The sequence below is a fragment of the Georgenia sp. H159 genome, from assembly GCF_035607575.1.
Taxonomy (GTDB): Bacteria; Actinomycetota; Actinomycetes; order Actinomycetales; family Actinomycetaceae; genus Oceanitalea.
Genome location: NZ_JAYDZY010000001.1, coordinates 768,477 through 785,707 on the forward strand (window position 1 = coordinate 768,477; position 17,231 = coordinate 785,707).

16 protein-coding genes are annotated in these 17,231 nt (G+C 72.6%); 4 read left to right on the forward strand and 12 right to left on the reverse strand.

From position 1 onward, the window contains the following. Positions 1-96 precede the first annotated feature (96 nt). Both VR894_RS03555 and VR894_RS03560 read right to left on the reverse strand, forming a co-directional pair. The gene (locus tag VR894_RS03555; protein ID WP_324649931.1) at positions 97-1,833 is read right to left on the reverse strand and encodes a glycerol-3-phosphate dehydrogenase/oxidase; all 1,737 of its coding nucleotides are present in this window, start codon (positions 1,831-1,833) and stop codon (positions 97-99) included. Positions 1,834-1,953: 120 nt separating this feature from the next. Next, positions 1,954-3,051, reverse strand: coding sequence for a DUF418 domain-containing protein (locus VR894_RS03560; RefSeq protein ID WP_324649932.1), 1,098 nt, complete (start codon positions 3,049-3,051; stop codon positions 1,954-1,956). Positions 3,052-3,217: 166 nt separating this feature from the next. On the opposite strand from VR894_RS03560, the gene VR894_RS03565 reads away from it, so the two are divergent. After that, positions 3,218-3,988: a fumarylacetoacetate hydrolase family protein gene (locus VR894_RS03565; RefSeq protein WP_324649933.1), complete on the forward strand. Its 771-nt coding sequence runs from the start codon at positions 3,218-3,220 to the stop codon at positions 3,986-3,988. A 123-nt stretch (positions 3,989-4,111) separates the two neighbouring features. Further along, positions 4,112-4,534 (forward strand): HIT family protein, encoded by a 423-nt coding sequence (locus tag VR894_RS03570; RefSeq protein WP_324649934.1) that lies wholly within the window; start codon positions 4,112-4,114, stop codon positions 4,532-4,534. Positions 4,535-4,673: 139 nt separating this feature from the next. Here the strand turns inward: VR894_RS03570 and VR894_RS03575 are convergent, their stop codons facing one another. After that, on the reverse strand, positions 4,674-6,260 hold the full coding sequence (locus tag VR894_RS03575; protein ID WP_416380806.1) for a ribonuclease J: 1,587 nt from the start codon (positions 6,258-6,260) through the stop codon (positions 4,674-4,676). A 210-nt stretch (positions 6,261-6,470) separates the two neighbouring features. Beyond that, a complete protein-coding gene (locus VR894_RS03580) occupies positions 6,471-7,970 on the reverse strand; it encodes a SulP family inorganic anion transporter (RefSeq protein ID WP_416380807.1) in 1,500 nt (499 codons plus the stop codon). Between the two features lie 328 nt (positions 7,971-8,298). Here VR894_RS03580 and VR894_RS03585 point away from each other — a divergent pair, with 328 nt between their 5' ends. Next, the gene (locus VR894_RS03585) at positions 8,299-8,694 is read left to right on the forward strand and encodes a MerR family transcriptional regulator (RefSeq protein ID WP_324649936.1); all 396 of its coding nucleotides are present in this window, start codon (positions 8,299-8,301) and stop codon (positions 8,692-8,694) included. A gap of 55 nt (positions 8,695-8,749) precedes the next feature. On the opposite strand, the gene VR894_RS03590 is transcribed toward VR894_RS03585, so the two are convergent. From VR894_RS03590 to VR894_RS03625, 8 genes are all read right to left on the reverse strand, one after another. Continuing rightward, positions 8,750-9,409: a ThuA domain-containing protein gene (locus VR894_RS03590; protein WP_324649937.1), complete on the reverse strand. Its 660-nt coding sequence runs from the start codon at positions 9,407-9,409 to the stop codon at positions 8,750-8,752. Next, positions 9,409-9,990, reverse strand: a complete 582-nt coding sequence (locus tag VR894_RS03595; RefSeq protein WP_324649938.1) for a DUF1349 domain-containing protein — start codon at positions 9,988-9,990, stop codon at positions 9,409-9,411. Before VR894_RS03595 ends, VR894_RS03590 begins: the two co-directional genes overlap by 1 nt. A gap of 77 nt (positions 9,991-10,067) precedes the next feature. After that, positions 10,068-10,535 carry a GNAT family N-acetyltransferase gene (locus VR894_RS03600; protein WP_324649939.1) on the reverse strand — a complete coding sequence of 156 codons (468 nt, stop codon included), beginning with the start codon at positions 10,533-10,535 and terminating at the stop codon, positions 10,068-10,070. A 106-nt stretch (positions 10,536-10,641) separates the two neighbouring features. Continuing rightward, a complete protein-coding gene (locus VR894_RS03605; RefSeq protein ID WP_324649940.1) occupies positions 10,642-11,697 on the reverse strand; it encodes a hemolysin family protein in 1,056 nt (351 codons plus the stop codon). Next, complete coding sequence (locus VR894_RS03610) at positions 11,694-13,073, reverse strand: hemolysin family protein (protein ID WP_324649941.1); 1,380 nt, start codon at positions 13,071-13,073, stop codon at positions 11,694-11,696. The genes VR894_RS03605 and VR894_RS03610 overlap by 4 nt, the downstream gene beginning before the upstream one ends. A 188-nt stretch (positions 13,074-13,261) precedes the next feature. Continuing rightward, positions 13,262-14,107, reverse strand: coding sequence for an ABC transporter permease (locus VR894_RS03615; RefSeq protein ID WP_324649942.1), 846 nt, complete (start codon positions 14,105-14,107; stop codon positions 13,262-13,264). Continuing rightward, positions 14,094-15,161 (reverse strand): ABC transporter ATP-binding protein, encoded by a 1,068-nt coding sequence (locus VR894_RS03620; protein WP_324649943.1) that lies wholly within the window; start codon positions 15,159-15,161, stop codon positions 14,094-14,096. The genes VR894_RS03615 and VR894_RS03620 overlap by 14 nt, the downstream gene beginning before the upstream one ends. Continuing rightward, positions 15,158-16,306, reverse strand: a complete 1,149-nt coding sequence (locus VR894_RS03625) for a DUF2092 domain-containing protein (protein ID WP_324649944.1) — start codon at positions 16,304-16,306, stop codon at positions 15,158-15,160. The genes VR894_RS03620 and VR894_RS03625 overlap by 4 nt, the downstream gene beginning before the upstream one ends. A gap of 123 nt (positions 16,307-16,429) precedes the next feature. Here VR894_RS03625 and VR894_RS03630 point away from each other — a divergent pair, with 123 nt between their 5' ends. Further along, the gene (locus tag VR894_RS03630) at positions 16,430-17,107 is read left to right on the forward strand and encodes a hypothetical protein (RefSeq protein WP_324649945.1); all 678 of its coding nucleotides are present in this window, start codon (positions 16,430-16,432) and stop codon (positions 17,105-17,107) included. Positions 17,108-17,231: the final 124 nt, after the last annotated feature.

Sequence of the window (17,231 nt, forward strand, 5' to 3'; positions counted from 1 at the left end):
GCAGGAAGATCGCGGAGAAGTCCACGTTGTCCTCTCTTTCGCATAGAAAACCTGTCGGCGCGGCAATGCACCGTCAGGGGATAGTGTGGCGCGCTCTCAGCCGCTGGGGAGTGGCTTCATGGGAACAATGTCCGGCGCCTGCTGGCGGGCCTGTTCTCCCGCGTCGTCGTCGGGTGCCTCCGCCGCGGCCTGCTCCGCCTCACAGCGCTGGGTGTAGGAGTCCAGCTCCTCGCGCCGTCGGTCCTCGCCCCAGCCGAGGATCGGGGCGATGACGTCGACGATCTCGGGGGCCGCTGCCAGGCCCTGGTCGGCGACCTCGTAGACGAGCCGGGTGCGGCGGACCAGGACGTCCTCGAGGTGGAGGACGGACTCGTGGGTGGCCGCGTAGGCGACCTCGACGCGCAGGTACGCGGGGGCGTGCTCGAGTGGCCGGGCGAGGTCGGGCTGCTCCTCGACCATCGCGACCAGCTCCTCCAGCATCGAGCCGTAGCGGTGGAGGAGGTGGTCGGTCATCGCCTTGGTCCACCCGAATCGGGTGGCGTGGCGCTGTGCCCGACGGCGCACCGCCTGCAGCCCGACGGCGCCGAGCAGGGGGATGCGGTCGGTGATCGACGGGAGCTTGGCGGCCTCGTCACCCAGGGCGAAGTCGACGGCGTCCTTGGCCATGACGCGGTAGGTGGTGAGCTTGCCGCCGGCGATGACGGTGAGGCCGGGCGTCGGGGACGCGACCGTGTGCTCACGGGAGACCTTCGCCGACGACGTGCCCTCCTTGGTCCCCGGCTGCAGCAGCGGCCGCAGGCCCGCGTACGTGCCGATGACGTCGTCGCGGGTGAGGGGCGTCTTGAGGACGGTGTTGGCGTGGTCGATGACGTAGTCGATGTCCGCACGGGTGGCGACGGGGTGACGCGGGTCGTGCTCGTAGGGGGTGTCGGTGGTGCCGATGATCCAGTAGCGCGACCACGGGATGATGAACAGGACGCTCTTCTCGGTCTGCAGGATCAGCCCGACGTCGCCCCGGATGCGCTCGCGGGGCACGACGATGTGGATGCCCTTGGAGGCGAGCACCCGCAGGCCGCCCTCGCTGCCGGACAGCGCCTCGGTCTCCTCGGTCCACACGCCGGTCGCGTTGATGACGTGCCGGGCCTTGACGTCCACCCGCTCGCCGGTCTCGAGGTCGAGGAGCTGCCCACCGTCCACCCGGCCGGAGGCGTCCTTGCTGAGGTCGACGAGCTGCGTGCGGCTGGCCGCCAGCGCGCCGTAGGCGGCGGCGGTGCGCACGAGCGTGGTGACCAGGCGCGAGTCGTCGACGCTGGCGTCCCAGTACTGGACGGCGCCGATGGCGGCGTCGTGGCGGAAGTCCGGGAAGAGCTGCTCCATCTTGGTGCGCGTGCGGTGCCGGTGGAGGGGCATCGCGCGCCGGCCGGGGGCGATGCCGGCGAGGGCGTCGTACAGCGCGACACCGGCGCCGACGTAGGCGCGCTCCCACACACGGTGCTCCAGCGGGTAGAGGAAGGGCACCCGCTTGACGAGGTGGGGGGCGAGCTCCTTGAGGAGGAGGTCGCGCTCGGTGAGGGCCTCGTGGACGAGGTGGAAGTCGAGCATCTGGAGGTACCGCAGCCCGCCGTGGACGAGCTTGCTCGACCAGCTCGACGTGCCGGAGGACCAGTCCTGCGCCTCGACGATCCCGACCCGCAGCCCGCGGGTGGCGGCGTCCAGGGCGATGCCCGCGCCCGTCACCCCACCGCCGACGACGAGCACGTCCAGCCCGTCAGGGTCGCTCATCCCCTCCAGGGCCGAGCGTCGAGTGTCCGCGGTGAGGGTGCTGGATGCCACGGGAGGTCCTTCCGGTTGTCCGACGGCGTTCTAGTCATGCTGTCGCTCCGCGATGGGGTGCGCAAGAGAACGGGGTCCCGAATGCGGGCCGGGCCACGACCGGCCGGTCTGCTCGCGTCGTCAGGGCCGGAGCGCGCCGGCACGCTCCTCCTCGGCGGGCCGGTAGCTGCCGAGGGTGAGGGACCGCATGAGCCACTCCAGCGGTCCGCGGCCGAGGAACCGCACCCACAGGGTGCACCCGGCGAGCGTCACCAGCACGAACCAGCCGAGGACGGCGTTGGACTCGGGGTACCAGACGACGTCCCGTCCCAGCACGGCGATGGCGACGATGTGCACCGAGTAGGCGGTCAGCGCCATCGCCCCGGTCGCGGCGAGCGGGTAGAGCAGGACGCGGCTGACCCGGGCGACGGCGGGCAGCGTGGTGAGGGCCAGCAGGACGGCGAGCGTGAGAAGCGTGACACCGGCGTTGCCGAGCAGCTCGAAGGTGGAGTCCGAGTGCGGGTCGGTGCGCAGGAGCTGGGCGGTGAACGGCGAGTCGGCCGGGACGGCGGTCTGCAGGTAGTCGCCGCCGCCGTAGCCCACGAGGAGGAGTCCCAGGCCGGTGAGCCCGAGCAGGGTCTGGACGTGTGGTGAGCGCAGGTCCAGGCGGCCGACACACAGCCCGAGGAGCATGTACGCGATCCACACGAGCGCCGGGTAGTACCCGGTGAGAAGGAGATCGAGGACGAAGTTGCCCTCGCTCCCGAAGGTGCGCTCCGCCCAGCCGAGGCCGTCGTCCATCGGCATGACGAGCGCGGCGAGGACCGTCGGACCGACGATCGCGGCGAGCGCCGCTGCGAGCCCGACCAGCACCGGCCGAAGTGTCAGGAAGGGCGTGAGGAGCAGGAAGGTGACCGCGTAGGACGGCAGGATGACCGCCACCGGTGTCCCCAGTGCCATGAGCAGGACGCCGATGACGAAGATGACGACGGCCCGCGTCGCCACCCGCAGCCAGCCGTGGACGAGCGCCGGCCCGCGCGGCACGGTCCGGGCACCGGTGAACAGGGCGATGGAGAGCCCGGCGAGGATGGCGAACATCGCCGACGGACGCCCGTCGGCCACGACCAGCCACGCGGGGGAGTGCAGGCCGCCCTCCGTGTCGTCGCCGAGGTGGGCGGCGAACATGCCGAGCACCGCCAGCCCCCGAGCGATGTCGACCCCGACGATCCGTTCGTTCACCGCATCAGCGTAGAGCGCGTCAGACACGGGAGCGGCGCGCTCGGCACGTGGAGATGGCGGGCGGCGTGGAGATGGCGGGCGGCGGCCGCCGGGACCAGGACGGCCCGGGCGCTTGGCGCACGCAGCGCGGCGAGGGACCGCCGCGGGGCCGAGTACGGTTGGCACCATGCGCATCGCACGCTTCACCACGGGCGACAGCCCCCGCTACGGCATCCTCGAGGACGGCTCCACCGACATCGTCGTGCTCAAGGGGGACCCGCTGTTCATGCCGGTCAATGCGACGGGTGAGCGCGTCGACCTCGACTCGGTCCGCCTCCTATCGCCCGTGATCCCGCGCTCGAAGGTCGTGGGTGTGGGCCGCAACTACGCCGCGCACGCCGCCGAGATGGGCAACGAGGTGCCCGAGCTGCCGCTGCTCTTCCTCAAGCCGAACACCGCCGTCACCGGCCCGGACGACCCGATCGTCGTCCCCGACTACGCGGACGAGGTCGAGCACGAGGCCGAGCTCGCCGTCGTCGTCTCCCGGATGGCGAAGAACGTGCCCGCGGACAAGGCGGCGGACTACGTCCTCGGCTACACCGTCGCCAACGACGTCACGGCACGCGCCGCCCAGCGCGCGGACGTCACATGGACCCGTGGCAAGGCCTTCGACACCTCGTGCCCCACCGGTCCGTTCCTCTCGGTCGGGCTGGACGTCTCGGACCTCGCGGTGCGCGCGTGGGTCGACGGCGAGCTGCGCCAGGACGGCCGGACCTCCCAGATGGTGCACACGGTGCCCGAGCTGCTCGCCTACGCCTCCACGATCTTCACGCTGCTGCCCGGCGACATCATCCTCACGGGCACGCCGGCCGGGGTCGGGCCGGTCCGACCGGGCCAGCGGGTCGAGGTCGAGGTCGAGGGCATCGGCAGGTTCGGCAACAACGTCGTCAAGCGGTAGGACGACGACGGCGGTCGGTCGCCCTCCGGAGCCGCGGACGGGGTCGTGCCGGTGGACAGGTCGCGATGGACGCCCACCTCGGTCCCGGGCTGCGCGGACAGCCGCCGGTGCCATCATCGGGGGATGGCTCGGGGACAGGGGTGCGTGTTCTGCCGGATCGTGACCGGGACGGAGCCGGCCGAGGTCGTGCTGGCGACCGACGACGTCCTCGCCTTCCTCGACGTGCGCCCGGTGTTCAAGGGGCACGTGCTCGTCGTCCCCCGGTCCCACGTGGTGACGCTGCCCGAGCTGCCCGATGAGCTCGTCGGGCCGTTCTTCACCGAGGTCCGCCGGGTGTCGACGGCGATCCCCGAGGCACTCGGGGCGCAGGGGACGTTCGTCGCGATGAACAACGTCGTCAGCCAGAGCGTCGCGCACCTGCACGCGCACGTGGTCCCGCGGACGAAGGGCGACGGGCTGCGCGGGTTCTTCTGGCCGCGCGCCCGGTACGCCGAGGGTGAGCCGGAGCAGTACGCCGAGCGGCTGCGCGCGGCGCTCGCGGGCTGAGCGACCCGCCGGCGACGTGGGCGGCCGCCTGCCCGCCGCCCACCCGCCCCGGCTGCCCCCGGCCACCGTGTGTGGTTCGGGTCCCCACCGGACCCGAACCACACACGGTCGCCGAGGCAGGACGCGCCTGCCGGGGCTGCTAGTCGTCGACGACGACGGCGATGACGGCGGGCGGGCGCCGGTAGCGGCGTCGGAGGTACCGGGCGACGGCCTCGGAGATCACGGTCTCCAGCGCGGTGAGGTCGGAGATGGCCCGCGTCTTGGGTGCCTCCAGGGCCTTGTTCACCGCGTCGGTCACGCCGGTGAGGGTGTCGGGGTCGTGGACGAACCCGCGGGTGAGGAACTCCAGCGGCTCGGTGAGGGTGTTGGTCGTGGGGTCGACGATGGCCAGCACGGTGATGACTCCGCCGTCGCGCAGGGTCCGGCGCTCGTCGAGGATCGGCTCGGTCGCCCTCCCGACGGACGTGCCCTCGACGTAGACGAGGCTGGCGGGGACCTGCCCGGCGACGGTGATCTTCCCGTCGAGGAGGTCGACCGCCACACCGTCGCGGGCGACGACGATGTGGTCGTCGGGCACGCCGGTGCGGCGGGCGAGGTCGGCGTTGGCGTGCAGGTGCTTGGACTCCCCGTGCACCGGCATGACGTTGCGCGGCCTCACGATGTTGTAGCAGTAGACGAGCTCACCGGCGCTGGCGTGCCCGGAGACGTGGACCTTGGCGTTGCCCTTGTGGACGACCCGGGCGCCGAGGTCGATGAGCTTGTTGATGATGCTGTAGATCGCGTTCTCGTTGCCGGGGATGAGGGAGCTGGCCAGCAGCACGGTGTCCCCGTCGGCGAGCTTGATCTCGTGGTCGTCGTTGGCCATCCGGGCGAGTGCGGCCATCGGCTCCCCCTGCGAGCCGGTGCAGATGAGGGTGACCTTGTCGTCCGGCACGGACTCGAGCTTCTTGAAGTCGACGAGCAGCCCGCGGGGGATGGTGAGGTAGCCGAGGTCGCGCGCGATCTTCATGTTCCGCACCATCGACCGGCCGACGAAGGCGACCTTGCGGCCGCCCGCGTGGGCGGCGTCGAGGACCTGCTGGATGCGGTGGACGTGGCTGGCGAAGCTGGAGACGATGACGCGGCGCGGCGCGGTCGCGAAGACGTTCTCGATGGCCGGGGTGAGGTCCCGCTCGGACATCGTGAACCCGGGGACCTCGGCGTTCGTGGAGTCGGTGAGGAACAGGTCGACGCCCTCCTCACCGAGGCGGGCGAAGTGGCGCAGGTCGGTGATGCGGTCGTCCAGGGGGAACTGGTCCATCTTGAAGTCGCCGGTGTGCAGCACCATCCCGGCGGCGGTGCGGATGGCAACGGCCAGGCCGTCGGGGATGGAGTGGTTGACGGCGACGAATTCCAGCCCGAAGGGGCCGGCCCGATGGGTGTCCCCGGCCTCGACGTGCACGGTGCGCGGCTTGATCCGGTGCTCCTTGAGCTTGGCGGTGAGGAAGGCCAGCGTGAGCTCGGAGCCGATGACCGGGATGTCGGCGCGCTCCTTGAGGAGGTAGGGGACGCCACCGATGTGGTCCTCGTGGCCGTGGGTGAGGACGAGGGCCACGACGTCGTCGAGGCGGTCCCGGATCGCGGTGAAGTCGGGGAGGATGACGTCGATGCCGGGCTGGGTCTCCTCGGGGAACAGCACACCGCAGTCGACGATGAGGAGCTTCCCGGCGTGCTCGAAGACGGTCATGTTGCGCCCCACCTCCCCGAGGCCGCCCAGCGGGGTGACCCGCAGGGCCCCGGGGGCGAGCGGGGCAGGGGGTCGGAGGTCGTTCAGTGGCGGCACGCGTGGCTCAGCTTTCTACCGGGTCGGGCGGGATGTTCTCAGGATGGTGTCTGGCGCGCACACTCACAAGGCGCGGCCGGGAGGACCGGCCCGTGCGGTGAGGGCGCCGTCGGTCTAGTGGCCGCCGGCGAGGTGACCGGCGAGCCGGGCGTGGCGCTCGGCGCTGGCCTCGTTGAGGCCGGTGATGGTCACGTTCTTCCCCTTGGCCTCGTACTTCGTGGTGATCGCGTCGAGGGTGGCGACCGTCGAGGCGTCCCAGATGTGGGACTGGGACAGGTCGATGACGACGTTCTGCGGGTCGCCGGTGTAGTCGAACTGGTAGACGAGGTCGTTGGACGAGGCCCACAGCAGCTCGCCGACGACGGCGTAGACGCGGGTGTCCTCGTCGGGGTGGGCGATCTCGACGACCTCGGTGACGTGGGCGACCCGGTTGACGAACATGAGGGCGGCCACCAGCACGCCGGCGATGACGCCGTAGGCGAGGTTGTGGCTGACGACGGTGACGACGACGGTGGAGAGCATGACGGCGGTCTCGCTCTTGGGCATCCGGCGCAGCGTGGAGAGCTGGACCGAGTGCCAGTCGAAGGTCGACACCGCGACGATGATCATCACCGCGACGAGCGCGGCCATCGGGATCTTGCCGATCGCCTCGCCGAAGCCGACCACGAGGATGAGGAGGAACAGCCCGGCGAGGAAGGTGGAGATGCGGGTGCGGGCGCGGGAGGCCTTGACGTTGATCATCGTCTGGCCGATCATCGCGCAGCCGCCCATGCCGCCGAAGAAGCCGGTGATGACGTTGGCGGCGCCCTGGCCCCAGGCCTCGCGGGTCTTGTCGGAGTGGGTGTCGGTGACGTCGTCGACGAGCTTGGCCGTCATGAGCGACTCCAGCAGCCCCACCAGTGCCATCGCGACGGCGAAGGGACCGATGATCTGCAGCGTCTCCAGCGTCAGCGGCACGTTGGGCAGGAGCAGCGAGGGCAGCGAGTCGGGCAGCTCGCCCTGGTCCCCGACGTCCGGGACGTTGATCGCGAAGGCCACGGTCACGGTGGTCAGCACCACGATCGCCACCAGCGGCGCCGGCACCGCGGTCGTGAGCCTGGGCAGGTAGACCATGATCGCCAGGCCCACCGCCACCATGACGTAGACCGCGACGGGGACGTCGCGCAGGTAGGGCAGCTGCGCGGTGAAGATGAGGATCGCCAGCGCGTTGACGAAGCCGACCATGACGCTGCGCGGGATGAAGCGCATGAGCCGGGCCACGCCCAGCACCGCGAAGAGCACCTGGATGATGCCGGCGAGGATGACGGTGGCGATGAGGTAGTCCATCCCGTGCTCGCGCATCACCGGTGCGATGACCAGGGCGATGGCGCCCGTCGCGGCGGAGATCATGGCCGGGCGGCCACCGAGGAAGGCGATCGAGACGGCCATCGTGAAGGAGGCGAACAGGCCCACCCGCGGGTCGACCCCGGCGATGATGGAGAAGGAGATGGCCTCGGGGATGAGTGCGAGGGCGACGACGAGGCCGGCGAGCACCTCGGTGCGCAGCCGGCGGGGGTCGCGCAGCGCACCCATGACGGAGGTGACGTCCTCGGTGCGGGCCCTGCGGCGGTCCATCGGACTGCGGCCGTTGCGGCGCAGGCCGGCGAAGGGTGAGGTCACAAACTCTCCCGAACTCGAAGGCGTCACACGCCCGGCGGTCAAAAAAAGGGCGGCGCACCATCGAGCCAGACGAAGCACCCAGGGGCGGCGAGCGGGACGATCGTCCCGTGCGTGTCCTCAGCGCTTCCCGAGAAACCCTACCGCAACGGAAGAGTAGCGCGGGTGTGACGTTCCTCGCGGCGCGTCACATGGCCGACCGCCGCGTGCACCGGGCGAGCGGAGGCGGGACAAGCAAGTCGCTAGAGTCGAGGGGGCATCACGCCCGAGACCCGAGGGGACGCCCATGGCGGAGCACATGCAGATCGGTGAGGTCGCCGAGCGGACCGGCCTGTCCCAGCGCACCATCCGCTACTACGGCGAGGTCGACCTCGTCACCCCCTCCAGCAGGACGGAGGGCGGCTTCCGCCTCTACACCGACAGGGACGTCGCACGGCTCGAGCTCGTCAAGAAGATGAAGCCGCTCGAGTACACCCTCGAGGAGATGCGAGACGTCCTCGACGTCATCTCCCAGCTGGAGGCCGACCCGCCTGCCGAGCGGCGCGGCCAGCTGGCCACGCAGCTGGCCGCCATCCGGGAGGCGGCCACGACGCGTCGCGAGAAGCTCGCCCGCAAGCTGGCGGCCGCCGAGTCCTTCATCGGTCAGCTCGACCGGTACGCCACCGATCGGTCGCGGGCGTAGCGGTTACCGTCGACCGGCCACGCACCGGAGGCGGGCGGCGCAGGACAGGCGCGCCCTACCCCAGGAGCCAGCCCACCTCGCGACGCAGCAGCTCCTCGCGGGACGGCGAGGCGTAGGAGCCGACGTCGTGGCCGAGACCGTCGTACACGACCCGTCCGGCGGCGCTGACCCACGCGACCGGGTGGTCGCGGCCCGCGTGGTGCGTCGTGACCAGGACGCGGGACGTGGGCGCGACGACGAGCTCGCAGTACTGCTCGTCGTCGGCCACCACCGGAGCCAGCCCTGCGGTGATGGGGTGGTCGCCGACCGGCGTGAAGGTCGCCAGCTCCTGGGGCGGATGCATGGAGACACCGTCGATCCAGCGGCCGCCGAGCAGGCCGGCCCAGTGGGGGCTGTCGCCGAAGGTGTTGGCCGCCTGGTGCAGCCCCAGAAGGGCGCCGCCGTCGGCCACGTACGTGCGCACCGCGTCGTGCGCGGCCGCCCAGGATGCGTCGTCGCCGTCGAAGTCCGGGTCGATGCGGCCGCGGCCGGCGTTGACGACGACGAGGTCGAAGTCGGCGAGGTCACGAAAGGACTGACGGAACGTGGACCGCACCGAGACGAGGAGGCCCAGCGTCCCGAGAAGGCCGGCGACGACGTGCGACGTCGCGGCGTGGTCGTGCCACGGGTCCTCGTAGCGGCCGCGGCCCATGAGGACGAGCGCCCGGCGCGCCATCAGTGGAGCCCCGCGTCCGGCTCGGTGCGCCGGTAGTCGGTGAAGCGCACGGTCAGCCCGTCACGCGTGGGGGCGCAGCAGAACAGGCCGGCGGTCACGGTGGCACCCGGATCGAGGTGGGCGACCCGGACGAGGCGGAAGGGCTCGTCGTCGACGCGAGCGCGCACGGTCACCGCGTCCCCGGAGCGGCTGGCGCGCACCGTCACCTGCCGGCCCACCCACTCCGGCACCGGGGCGACCGACCAGTCCGACGTGCCGTGGGTGACCACGGCGCCCACCTGGGCCACGCCGTCGGACACCTCGACGCCCGCCTTGACCCACTCGGTCGGCGAGACGCGCAGGAACAGCCCGGCCTGGTCGAACTGCTCCGTGTAGTCGAGCCGGAAGCTCACCTCGACGGCGCCGGCCGCCGGCAGCGGCTCGAGCAGGGCGTGCTCGGTGTCGTGGACGAAGCCGTAGGACGTGTGCCGCCAAGCGTCGCTGCCCTCGGCGGCCGTCACGTGCAGCTCGTCGTCGACGACGACGGCGGACGGCGGTGGCGTCGTCCACGTCCCGTCCCGGAGGAGGTCGGTGAGGCTCATGTGTGTCCTTGCGCTCGTGATCGGTGCCGCCTCACCGTAGCGGCGGGACCGGCGCGGACGGCACGGACACCCCGGCCTCAGCCGAGCGGTGGGCGCAGCTCGCGCGAGTAGTAGAAGGCGCGCTCGTCCGGGGCCACGTCGCCGCTGGCGAAGCCGTGCCGCTCGTAGAAGCGCCGGGCGTCGACGTCGCCCTCGTCGACGTTGACCTCGACGAGCGCCACCCCGGCGGCGCGTGCGTCGTGCACGAGGCGCTCGACGAGGGCCGTGCCGATGCCGCGCCCACGGTGCTCGGGGACGACGTAGAGCTCGTCGAGCAGCAGCACCGGGCCGTCGTACCAGACGTTGGGGCGGGAGGTGAGGAGCGCGACGGCGACGGCCGGGTCGCCCGCGAGCAGCGCCGTCGTCCTCCCGTCCGGAAGGAGCTCCTCGAGGCGGGCGGTGAGGACGGCGGGGCCGGGGGAGGGAGTGTCGAACTCGGTGTTGAAGTCGTGCAGGAGCCGCGCCACCACCGGGGCGTCCGAGACCTGGGCCCACCGCACGCTCATGAGCACGACGATACGGACAGTGCCGGGTGCGTGGCGCGGGGTTTGTCGTCGCCCCGGGTCACGAGCCCGCGACGACGTCCCGGTGCCGGCCCCGGCCCGCGCCCCGCTACCGCCCCCCGGGGACCGGCCGGCCGGCGCCGCCCTGGGCGCTCGCCGTCGTCCGCGGGAAGAGGTAGGCGAGCACGTCGGCCAGGCTGGCCACGGCGCCGCCGCCTCCGGCGGTGCGGACGATCGCGAGGTGGCTGGAGGTCTCCCGCATCCGGGTGAGTGCGGTGTGCAGCGGTGTGGACGCGTCCAGCTCGAAGACGGGCTTGACGAGCTCGGCGACCGGGGCGGCGTCGTCGAGCAGGAGCGTGTCGCGCACGTGGACCACGCCGGTGGGAGCGGGCGAACCCGGCTCGGCGACGAGGACCCGCAGGTGCCCGCTCTCGTGGGCGAGGCGTCGGACGTCGCCCGCCGTCGCGTCGTCGGGCACGGTCACCGGTGCGGAGTGCCCGGAGACGAGGTCGGCCATGGTGAGGCGGCGCAGGTCCAGGGCCCCGGAGAGCTGCGCCGAGTAGGCGACCTCGAGCGCACCGACGCTCGCGGAGTGCTCGACGAGGTGGCGCAGGTCGTCCGGGTTCTGTCCGGTGCCGACGCTCTCCACCGGCTCGACGCCGACCCTGCGCAGGCACCAGTTCGCGGCGCTGTTGAGCGCGATGAGGATCGGCCGGGTGGGGACCATGAACGCCCGCATCGGCAGCGCGAGCAGCGTCGCCGACCTCTCCGGGTGGGCGATCGCCCAAGACTTCGGCGCCATCTCCCCGACGACGAGGTGGAGGAAGGTGACGATGACGAGCGCGAGGACGAAGCCGACGACGTCGGCCACCCAGTACGGCGCACCGAGGTCGTTGACCACCGGGGTGATCCAGTGGTGGACGGCCGGCTTGGTGATGGCGCCGAGCGCCAGGGTGCACACGGTGATGCCCAGCTGGGAGCCGGCGAGCAGGACGGTGAGCTCGGTGGAGCTGCGCAGCGCGGCGCGGGCGGCGCGGCTCTCGGTGGCTGCGTCCTCGAGGCGGTGGCGCTTGGCGGCGAGGAGCGCGAACTCCACGGCGACGAAGAACGCGCTGAGGCCGATGATGGCGACGGTGGCGACGGCGACGACCCAGGGGTTGCTCATCGGCCCGCCTCCTCGTCCTCGTCCGCGGGCCGGTCGGCCAGCATCACCCGGACAAGCGAGGGCACGTGCCGCTCGACGTCCAGGACCTCCACGTGGAGGAGCTTGTCCGGCGGTGGGTCGGGCAGGGCGAGGTTCGCGGGGTCGGACGGGAGGTCGACGGTGATGGTGTCACCCACCTCCGGAAGGGATCCGTGGACCTCGATGACGAGCCCGGCGATGGTCTCGTAGTCGCCGCGCGGCAGGTCGTGGTCGATGGCGCGCTCCACCTCGTCGATGTGGACGTCACCGGCCATGTCCCACGTGCCGTCGTCCTGCGGGGTGAGGGGCGGCGGCTCGGGGTCGTCGTGCTCGTCGGTGATCTCCCCGACGACCTCCTCGGCGAGGTCCTCCAGGGTCAGCACACCGCTGAACCCGCCGTACTCGTCGACGACGCACGCCATCTCGTTGCGGCTGACGGACAGCTCACGCAGGGCGTCGGGCAGCGCCATCGTCGTCGGGAGGACGAGGGCCGGGCGCTGGAGGGACGCGGCGGTCGCGTCGTCCGGGACGGTCCCGCCCAGCAGGTCGACGAGGTGGACGACCCCGACGACGTCGTCCTCCGCGTCGAGCACCGGGTAGCGGGAGTGGCCGGTCGCCATGAGCTCGCGGATCTCGGCGACGGGCTGGTCGATGCGGACGACCCCGACGCGGGCGCGGGGGATCATCGCGTGCTCGACGTCCTGGCGGGGGAAGTCGAGGATGCGGTCGAGCAGGACGGACAGGTCCGCCGGCAGGTCACCGCTGGCGCGGGAGTCGGCGACGATGTGCTCGAGGTCGCGGGCGGTCGCGGAGTGCTCGACGTCGTGGACGGGCTCGATGCGCAGCAGCCGCAGCAGCGCGTTGGAGGCGGCGTCGAAGACCGTGATGAGCCAGCCGAACGCGGCGAGGTAGATGTTCGTGGAGCGCGCCAGCCACAGAGCGACGGGCTCGGGCCGGGCGATCGCGAGGTTCTTCGGGAAGAGCTCACCGAAGAGCATCTGGACGAAGGTCGACAGCAGCAGCGCGAGGACCGTGCCGACGGCGACGCCCACCCCCGTGGGGACGCCGACGCCACCGAGCGCGTCGCCGAGCGCCTGGCCGACGAGCGGCTCGGCGACGTAGCCGACGAGCAGCCCGGTCACGGTGATGCCGAGCTGGGCGCCCGAGAGCATGAACGAGGTGCGGCGGGTGACCTTGAGGGCCCGCTGGGCGGTGGTGTCGCCGCCCTCGGCGCGGGCGGCCAGCCGGGAGCGGTCGACCGCCATGTAGGCGAACTCCTGCGCCACGAAGTACCCCGTGACCGCCGTGATGGCGAGGATGACGACGAGCCCGAGAAGGAGGGAGAGCACCCAGATCATCGCGTCCACCTCCTGCTGGTGGGGCTGACGGTCTGGGTGCTGGTACTACAGGATTCGTCCATGGTCCTTCGTGGGTCTACGGGCAGGTGAACGCACATGCTATGTCGTGGGGACCGCTGGCCACAGTCCGGGCGCCGGACCTGGGCAGGGCGTTGGACACACGGAAGCGGCCGGCACCTCGCAGGCCGTCAGGACAGCACGTCCCGGGTGGTGAAGCGGCCGTAGGCGAGGGCGCCGAACACCGCCACGTAACCGGCCTGGAGCAGCGCGTTGTCGACGAAGGAGTCCCACACGATCGGCTGACGGAGGATGTCGGCGAAGCCGAGCCAGTACTCGCTGAGCAGCCACGGGTGCAGCCACGCGAGCTGGTCGAGGGAGCCGAGCACCTGGACGACGATGGCGAGGACCGCGGTTGCGGCCATCGCCCCCACCGGCACCACGGTGAGGGTGGAGATGAACAGCCCGACGGCGGTGAGCCCGAGCAGCGACACGGTGACGTACAGCGCGACGAGCAGGGCGCGCCCGAGCGACTCCCAGGCGCCGATGGTGTCGCCGGACAGGAGCGTGACCGGGCCGACAGGGAACAGCAGCGCGCCGATGAGTGACCCGGCGACGACGACGCTCAGCGTCGCCGCGAGGCAGAAGACGGCAGCTCCGGCGAACTTCACGAGGAGCAGCCGCCCGCGCTCGACCGGCGCGAGCAGGAGGTAGCGCAGCGTCCCGAGGCTCGCCTCGCCGGCGACGGTGTCCCCGGCGACGACGCCGACAGTGAGCGGGAGGAACAGCGGGATCGTCACGACGAGCCCGGTGATCGAGACGAACAGCCCGTTCTGGGTGACGCGGTCGAGGAACGGAGGGCCCTCACCGGGCGCGGGCGGGTCGGAGGCGATCCGCACGACGACGGCGATGAGCACCGGGATCGCGGCGAGGGCGATGAGCATCGCCCAGGTCCGCCGGCGCCGGAGCACCAGGGCGAGCTCCGAGCCGAGCATCGCCAGACCGCTGCCGCGGGTGGTCGTCTCACTGGGCGACATCGAAGCCCTCCCCGGTGAGCGCGACGAAGCGGTCCTCGAGCGTGTCCTGCTCGACGCCGAAGCCGCGCAGCCGGATCCCGGCCGCGACGAGGGCAGCGGCGACGGTCTCCGGGAGGGGCGCGTCGTCGGGCAGGTCGGCGCGGACGACGGCGACGCCGTCGCGGGACGGGCCCGTCACGCCGTCGGCGGTGGACCCGTGGTGCCGGCCGGACGAGCCGGGAGCGGCGCCGTCGTCGGTCAGCAGCCCGAGCCCGGTGGCGCCGCGACGCGGTCCGGCCGCGCCGTCGTCGTCCTGGACGACGAGCCCCAGTCTGGCGAGCTCCGCCCGTGCCTGCGCCGGGTCCGGGGTGAGGACGCGCAGGCGCGACCGGCCGAGGCTGCGGAGCTCGTCGAGGCTGCCCTGCGCGACGAGCCGGCCGTTGCGCAGGACCGCGGCGTGCGTGCAGATCTGCTCGATCTCGGCGAGGAGGTGGCTGGAGACGACGACGGTCGTGCCGCCGTCGGCCAGGGAGCGGACGAGGTTGCGCACCTCGCGGGTGCCCTGCGGGTCCAGGCCGTTGGTGGGCTCGTCCAGGACGAGGAGGTCGCGCGGCATGAGCAGTGCGCTGGCGATGCCGAGCCGCTGCTTCATGCCCAGGGAGTAGGCGCGCACCCGTTTGCTCCCGGCGTGGCTGAGGCCGACCCGCTCGAGAGCGGCGGCCACGCGCTCGGCCCGGCTCGCGCCCGGCGCGTACCGGTCGGCGGCGTCGAAGCGGCGCAGGTTCGCCTCACCGGAGAGGAACGGGTAGGCGGCGGGTCCCTCGACGAGCGCCCCGACACGGGGCAGCACCCGGCCGAGCGCCTTGGGCATGTCGTGGCCGAGCACCTGGACGGTGCCCGCGCTCGCGGCCGCGAGCCCGAGGACGATGCGGATGGTCGTCGTCTTGCCGGAGCCGTTGGGCCCGAGGAAACCGAACACGCTGCCGCGCGGGACGGCGAGGTCGAGGTCGTCGACGGCGACCTGGCGTCCGAAGCGCTTGGTCAGGCCGTGGGTCTCGACGGCAAGGTCGGTCACTGGCCCGCGAGGTCCAGCAGGTGCTCGGGGGTGACGGCGCCGGCGAGGACCCGCCCGTCGTCGGTGAGCAGGACGCTGAGCAGCGCCGTGGAGAGCATGCGCCCACCGTCGACCGGCTCGAGCAGCATGTCCAGCATCGGCTGCTGGGCCAGTGCGGCGTCCCCGGCCGGCAGGACGACGACGGCGCCCCAGCCCTCGCCGAGCACCTCCCCGCCCGTGACGGGCCCCATCCCCTTGGTGTGGTCCGGCGCCATGCCGCGGCCGTGGCCGTGGTCGGGGGCCGCGGGCAGGTCCGTGGGCACCTCGAGGACCTCCTCCTCGACGGTGGCGCCGGCGGGCGGCGCGAAGTCGAACAGGCCGGGGTCCGGGGCGGTGAAGTCGATGTCGGTGTACGCCGCGTGGACGGCGGGCTCGGCCTGGCCACGCGCGGTGACGGTGATGCCGAGGGGGAAGCCGGTCTCGCCGTCGACGGCGATCGACACGGTGTCGACGAGCGTCTCCTCGGCACGCGGGACGAGGGTGAGGGTGTAGGCGTCGCGGCCCGCGACGCTCTCGTCCTGACCGACGGTGATCTCGGTGCTGGGCTCGAGTGCGGCGACGGCGGCGGCCGCGAGCTGCTCCGGGGTGGGCAGCGGGCCGTCGTACTCGGGCACGTCGTGCTCGGGGAGGGTGGCGGGGTCAGGCAGGACGAGGTGCGTGCCCTCGTTCGTCGCGGAGTCGTAGAACCACACGTCGGTCTCGGTGACGACGACGTTGCGCTCGTCGAGCCCGTCGATGTGCTGGAACCGGGCACCGTCGTCGCCGACGAACACGCGGCCGGTGTTGTCGCCGGTGAGGAGCTCCAGCGCGGCCATCGCGTCGGCGGCTCCGTCCGGGCCGGACGGGGCCGGAAGCTCCGCGTCGTCGAGGTCGGGGCCACCGGGACCGAGGTCGAGGTCGGCCGGCATGGGCAGGCCCAGCTCGGAGGTGGTCTCGAAGGTGCCGGAGAAGGCCTCGACCTCGTGCTCGGCGAGCATGGTGAGGACGTCCTGCGGCGACTTGTCGGGCAGGTCGACCGCACCGGCCTGCGACGTCAGCGTCACGGTGCCGGCGATGAGCGCGACGACGGCGCCGGCAGGGAGCCAGCGGTGCCAGGTGCGGGCCATGGGGGTCTCCTCGGTTGATGCCTGCTTCGACGGTACGCCTGGGTCCTGACATGGGCTAGTGGCGGTGGGGCGGCGCGACGATTCCCTCCCCGCAGCCCGTTGCGAGCCGCTACCGTCGGCCGCGTGCGACTCCTCCGGGCCTGGGCGCCCGCGCTCCTCGCCGCCGTGCTGTGGCTGCTCAGCGCCGGGCTCGAGCTGTGGAGCCGTCGGTCGGCGGGCCTGGTGAGCCGCGTCGTCGACCACCTCCTCGCCCCGGAGACCGTCCCCGTCTCGCAGCTGACGGCCCCGGCGCCGTGGGGCGCCGTGATGGCCGGGCTGTCGGCGCTCGCGGTTGCGGGTGCCTGTGCCGCGCTCCTCGCGCTGGTGCGCGTCCGCCGCCGAGAGGCCCCGGCGCTCACCGCCGTCGCCGCGTACTGGATGTGCTGCGTGCTCGCCGGCGCCGCGGTGGCCGCGGTGCCGGTGGTGGTGGCGGTCGTCCAGGCGCTGGTCGAGCGGACGATGCCGTCGTCGCTCGCCGACACGCTGCTGCTCAGCGCCGCTCACTGGGGTGTCGTCTGGGGGTGGGCTCCGGCGCTGCTCGCCCGCCTCCTGGACCGGGACGCCCAACCGCGGTCACGGCTCGGGCCGGCCGTCTCGGCCGCACTCGTCTACGTCGCCGCCGCGGTTGCCCTGGTGGTCACAGTCACGGCCGCTGATGCAGCGTGGGTCGCGGCAGTCCCGAGCGCGCCGGAGCCGGCGCCGGCACCGACGGGCGTCCTGGAGAGCCACCCCGACGGCACCGTCCGCGACCCGCTCACCTGAGCCCCGACGTCGCCGTCGAGCACGGCGGGGGAATGGGAGCGAGGACGCCCGTGGGCACCGCATCGTCGTGCCACCCGGTGCGCCTTTGTCGCCGCGCAGGAGCGTGTGACATGGCCGACCGGAC

Coding starts and splice junctions, on each gene's coding strand:
- VR894_RS03580 (WP_416380807.1), bottom strand. CDS start 7,970: ATGGACCGCCGCAGGGCCCGCACCGAGGACGTCACCTCCGTCATGGGT.
- VR894_RS03610 (WP_324649941.1), bottom strand. CDS start 13,073: ATGATCTGGGTGCTCTCCCTCCTTCTCGGGCTCGTCGTCATCCTCGCC.
- VR894_RS03570 (WP_324649934.1), top strand. CDS start 4,112: ATGGCTCGGGGACAGGGGTGCGTGTTCTGCCGGATCGTGACCGGGACG.
- VR894_RS03600 (WP_324649939.1), bottom strand. CDS start 10,535: ATGAGCGTGCGGTGGGCCCAGGTCTCGGACGCCCCGGTGGTGGCGCGG.
- VR894_RS03585 (WP_324649936.1), top strand. CDS start 8,299: ATGGCGGAGCACATGCAGATCGGTGAGGTCGCCGAGCGGACCGGCCTG.
- VR894_RS03625 (WP_324649944.1), bottom strand. CDS start 16,306: ATGGCCCGCACCTGGCACCGCTGGCTCCCTGCCGGCGCCGTCGTCGCG.
- VR894_RS03565 (WP_324649933.1), top strand. CDS start 3,218: ATGCGCATCGCACGCTTCACCACGGGCGACAGCCCCCGCTACGGCATC.
- VR894_RS03595 (WP_324649938.1), bottom strand. CDS start 9,990: ATGAGCCTCACCGACCTCCTCCGGGACGGGACGTGGACGACGCCACCG.
- VR894_RS03615 (WP_324649942.1), bottom strand. CDS start 14,107: ATGTCGCCCAGTGAGACGACCACCCGCGGCAGCGGTCTGGCGATGCTC.
- VR894_RS03590 (WP_324649937.1), bottom strand. CDS start 9,409: ATGGCGCGCCGGGCGCTCGTCCTCATGGGCCGCGGCCGCTACGAGGAC.
- VR894_RS03605 (WP_324649940.1), bottom strand. CDS start 11,697: ATGAGCAACCCCTGGGTCGTCGCCGTCGCCACCGTCGCCATCATCGGC.
- VR894_RS03575 (WP_416380806.1), bottom strand. CDS start 6,260: ATGACCGTCTTCGAGCACGCCGGGAAGCTCCTCATCGTCGACTGCGGT.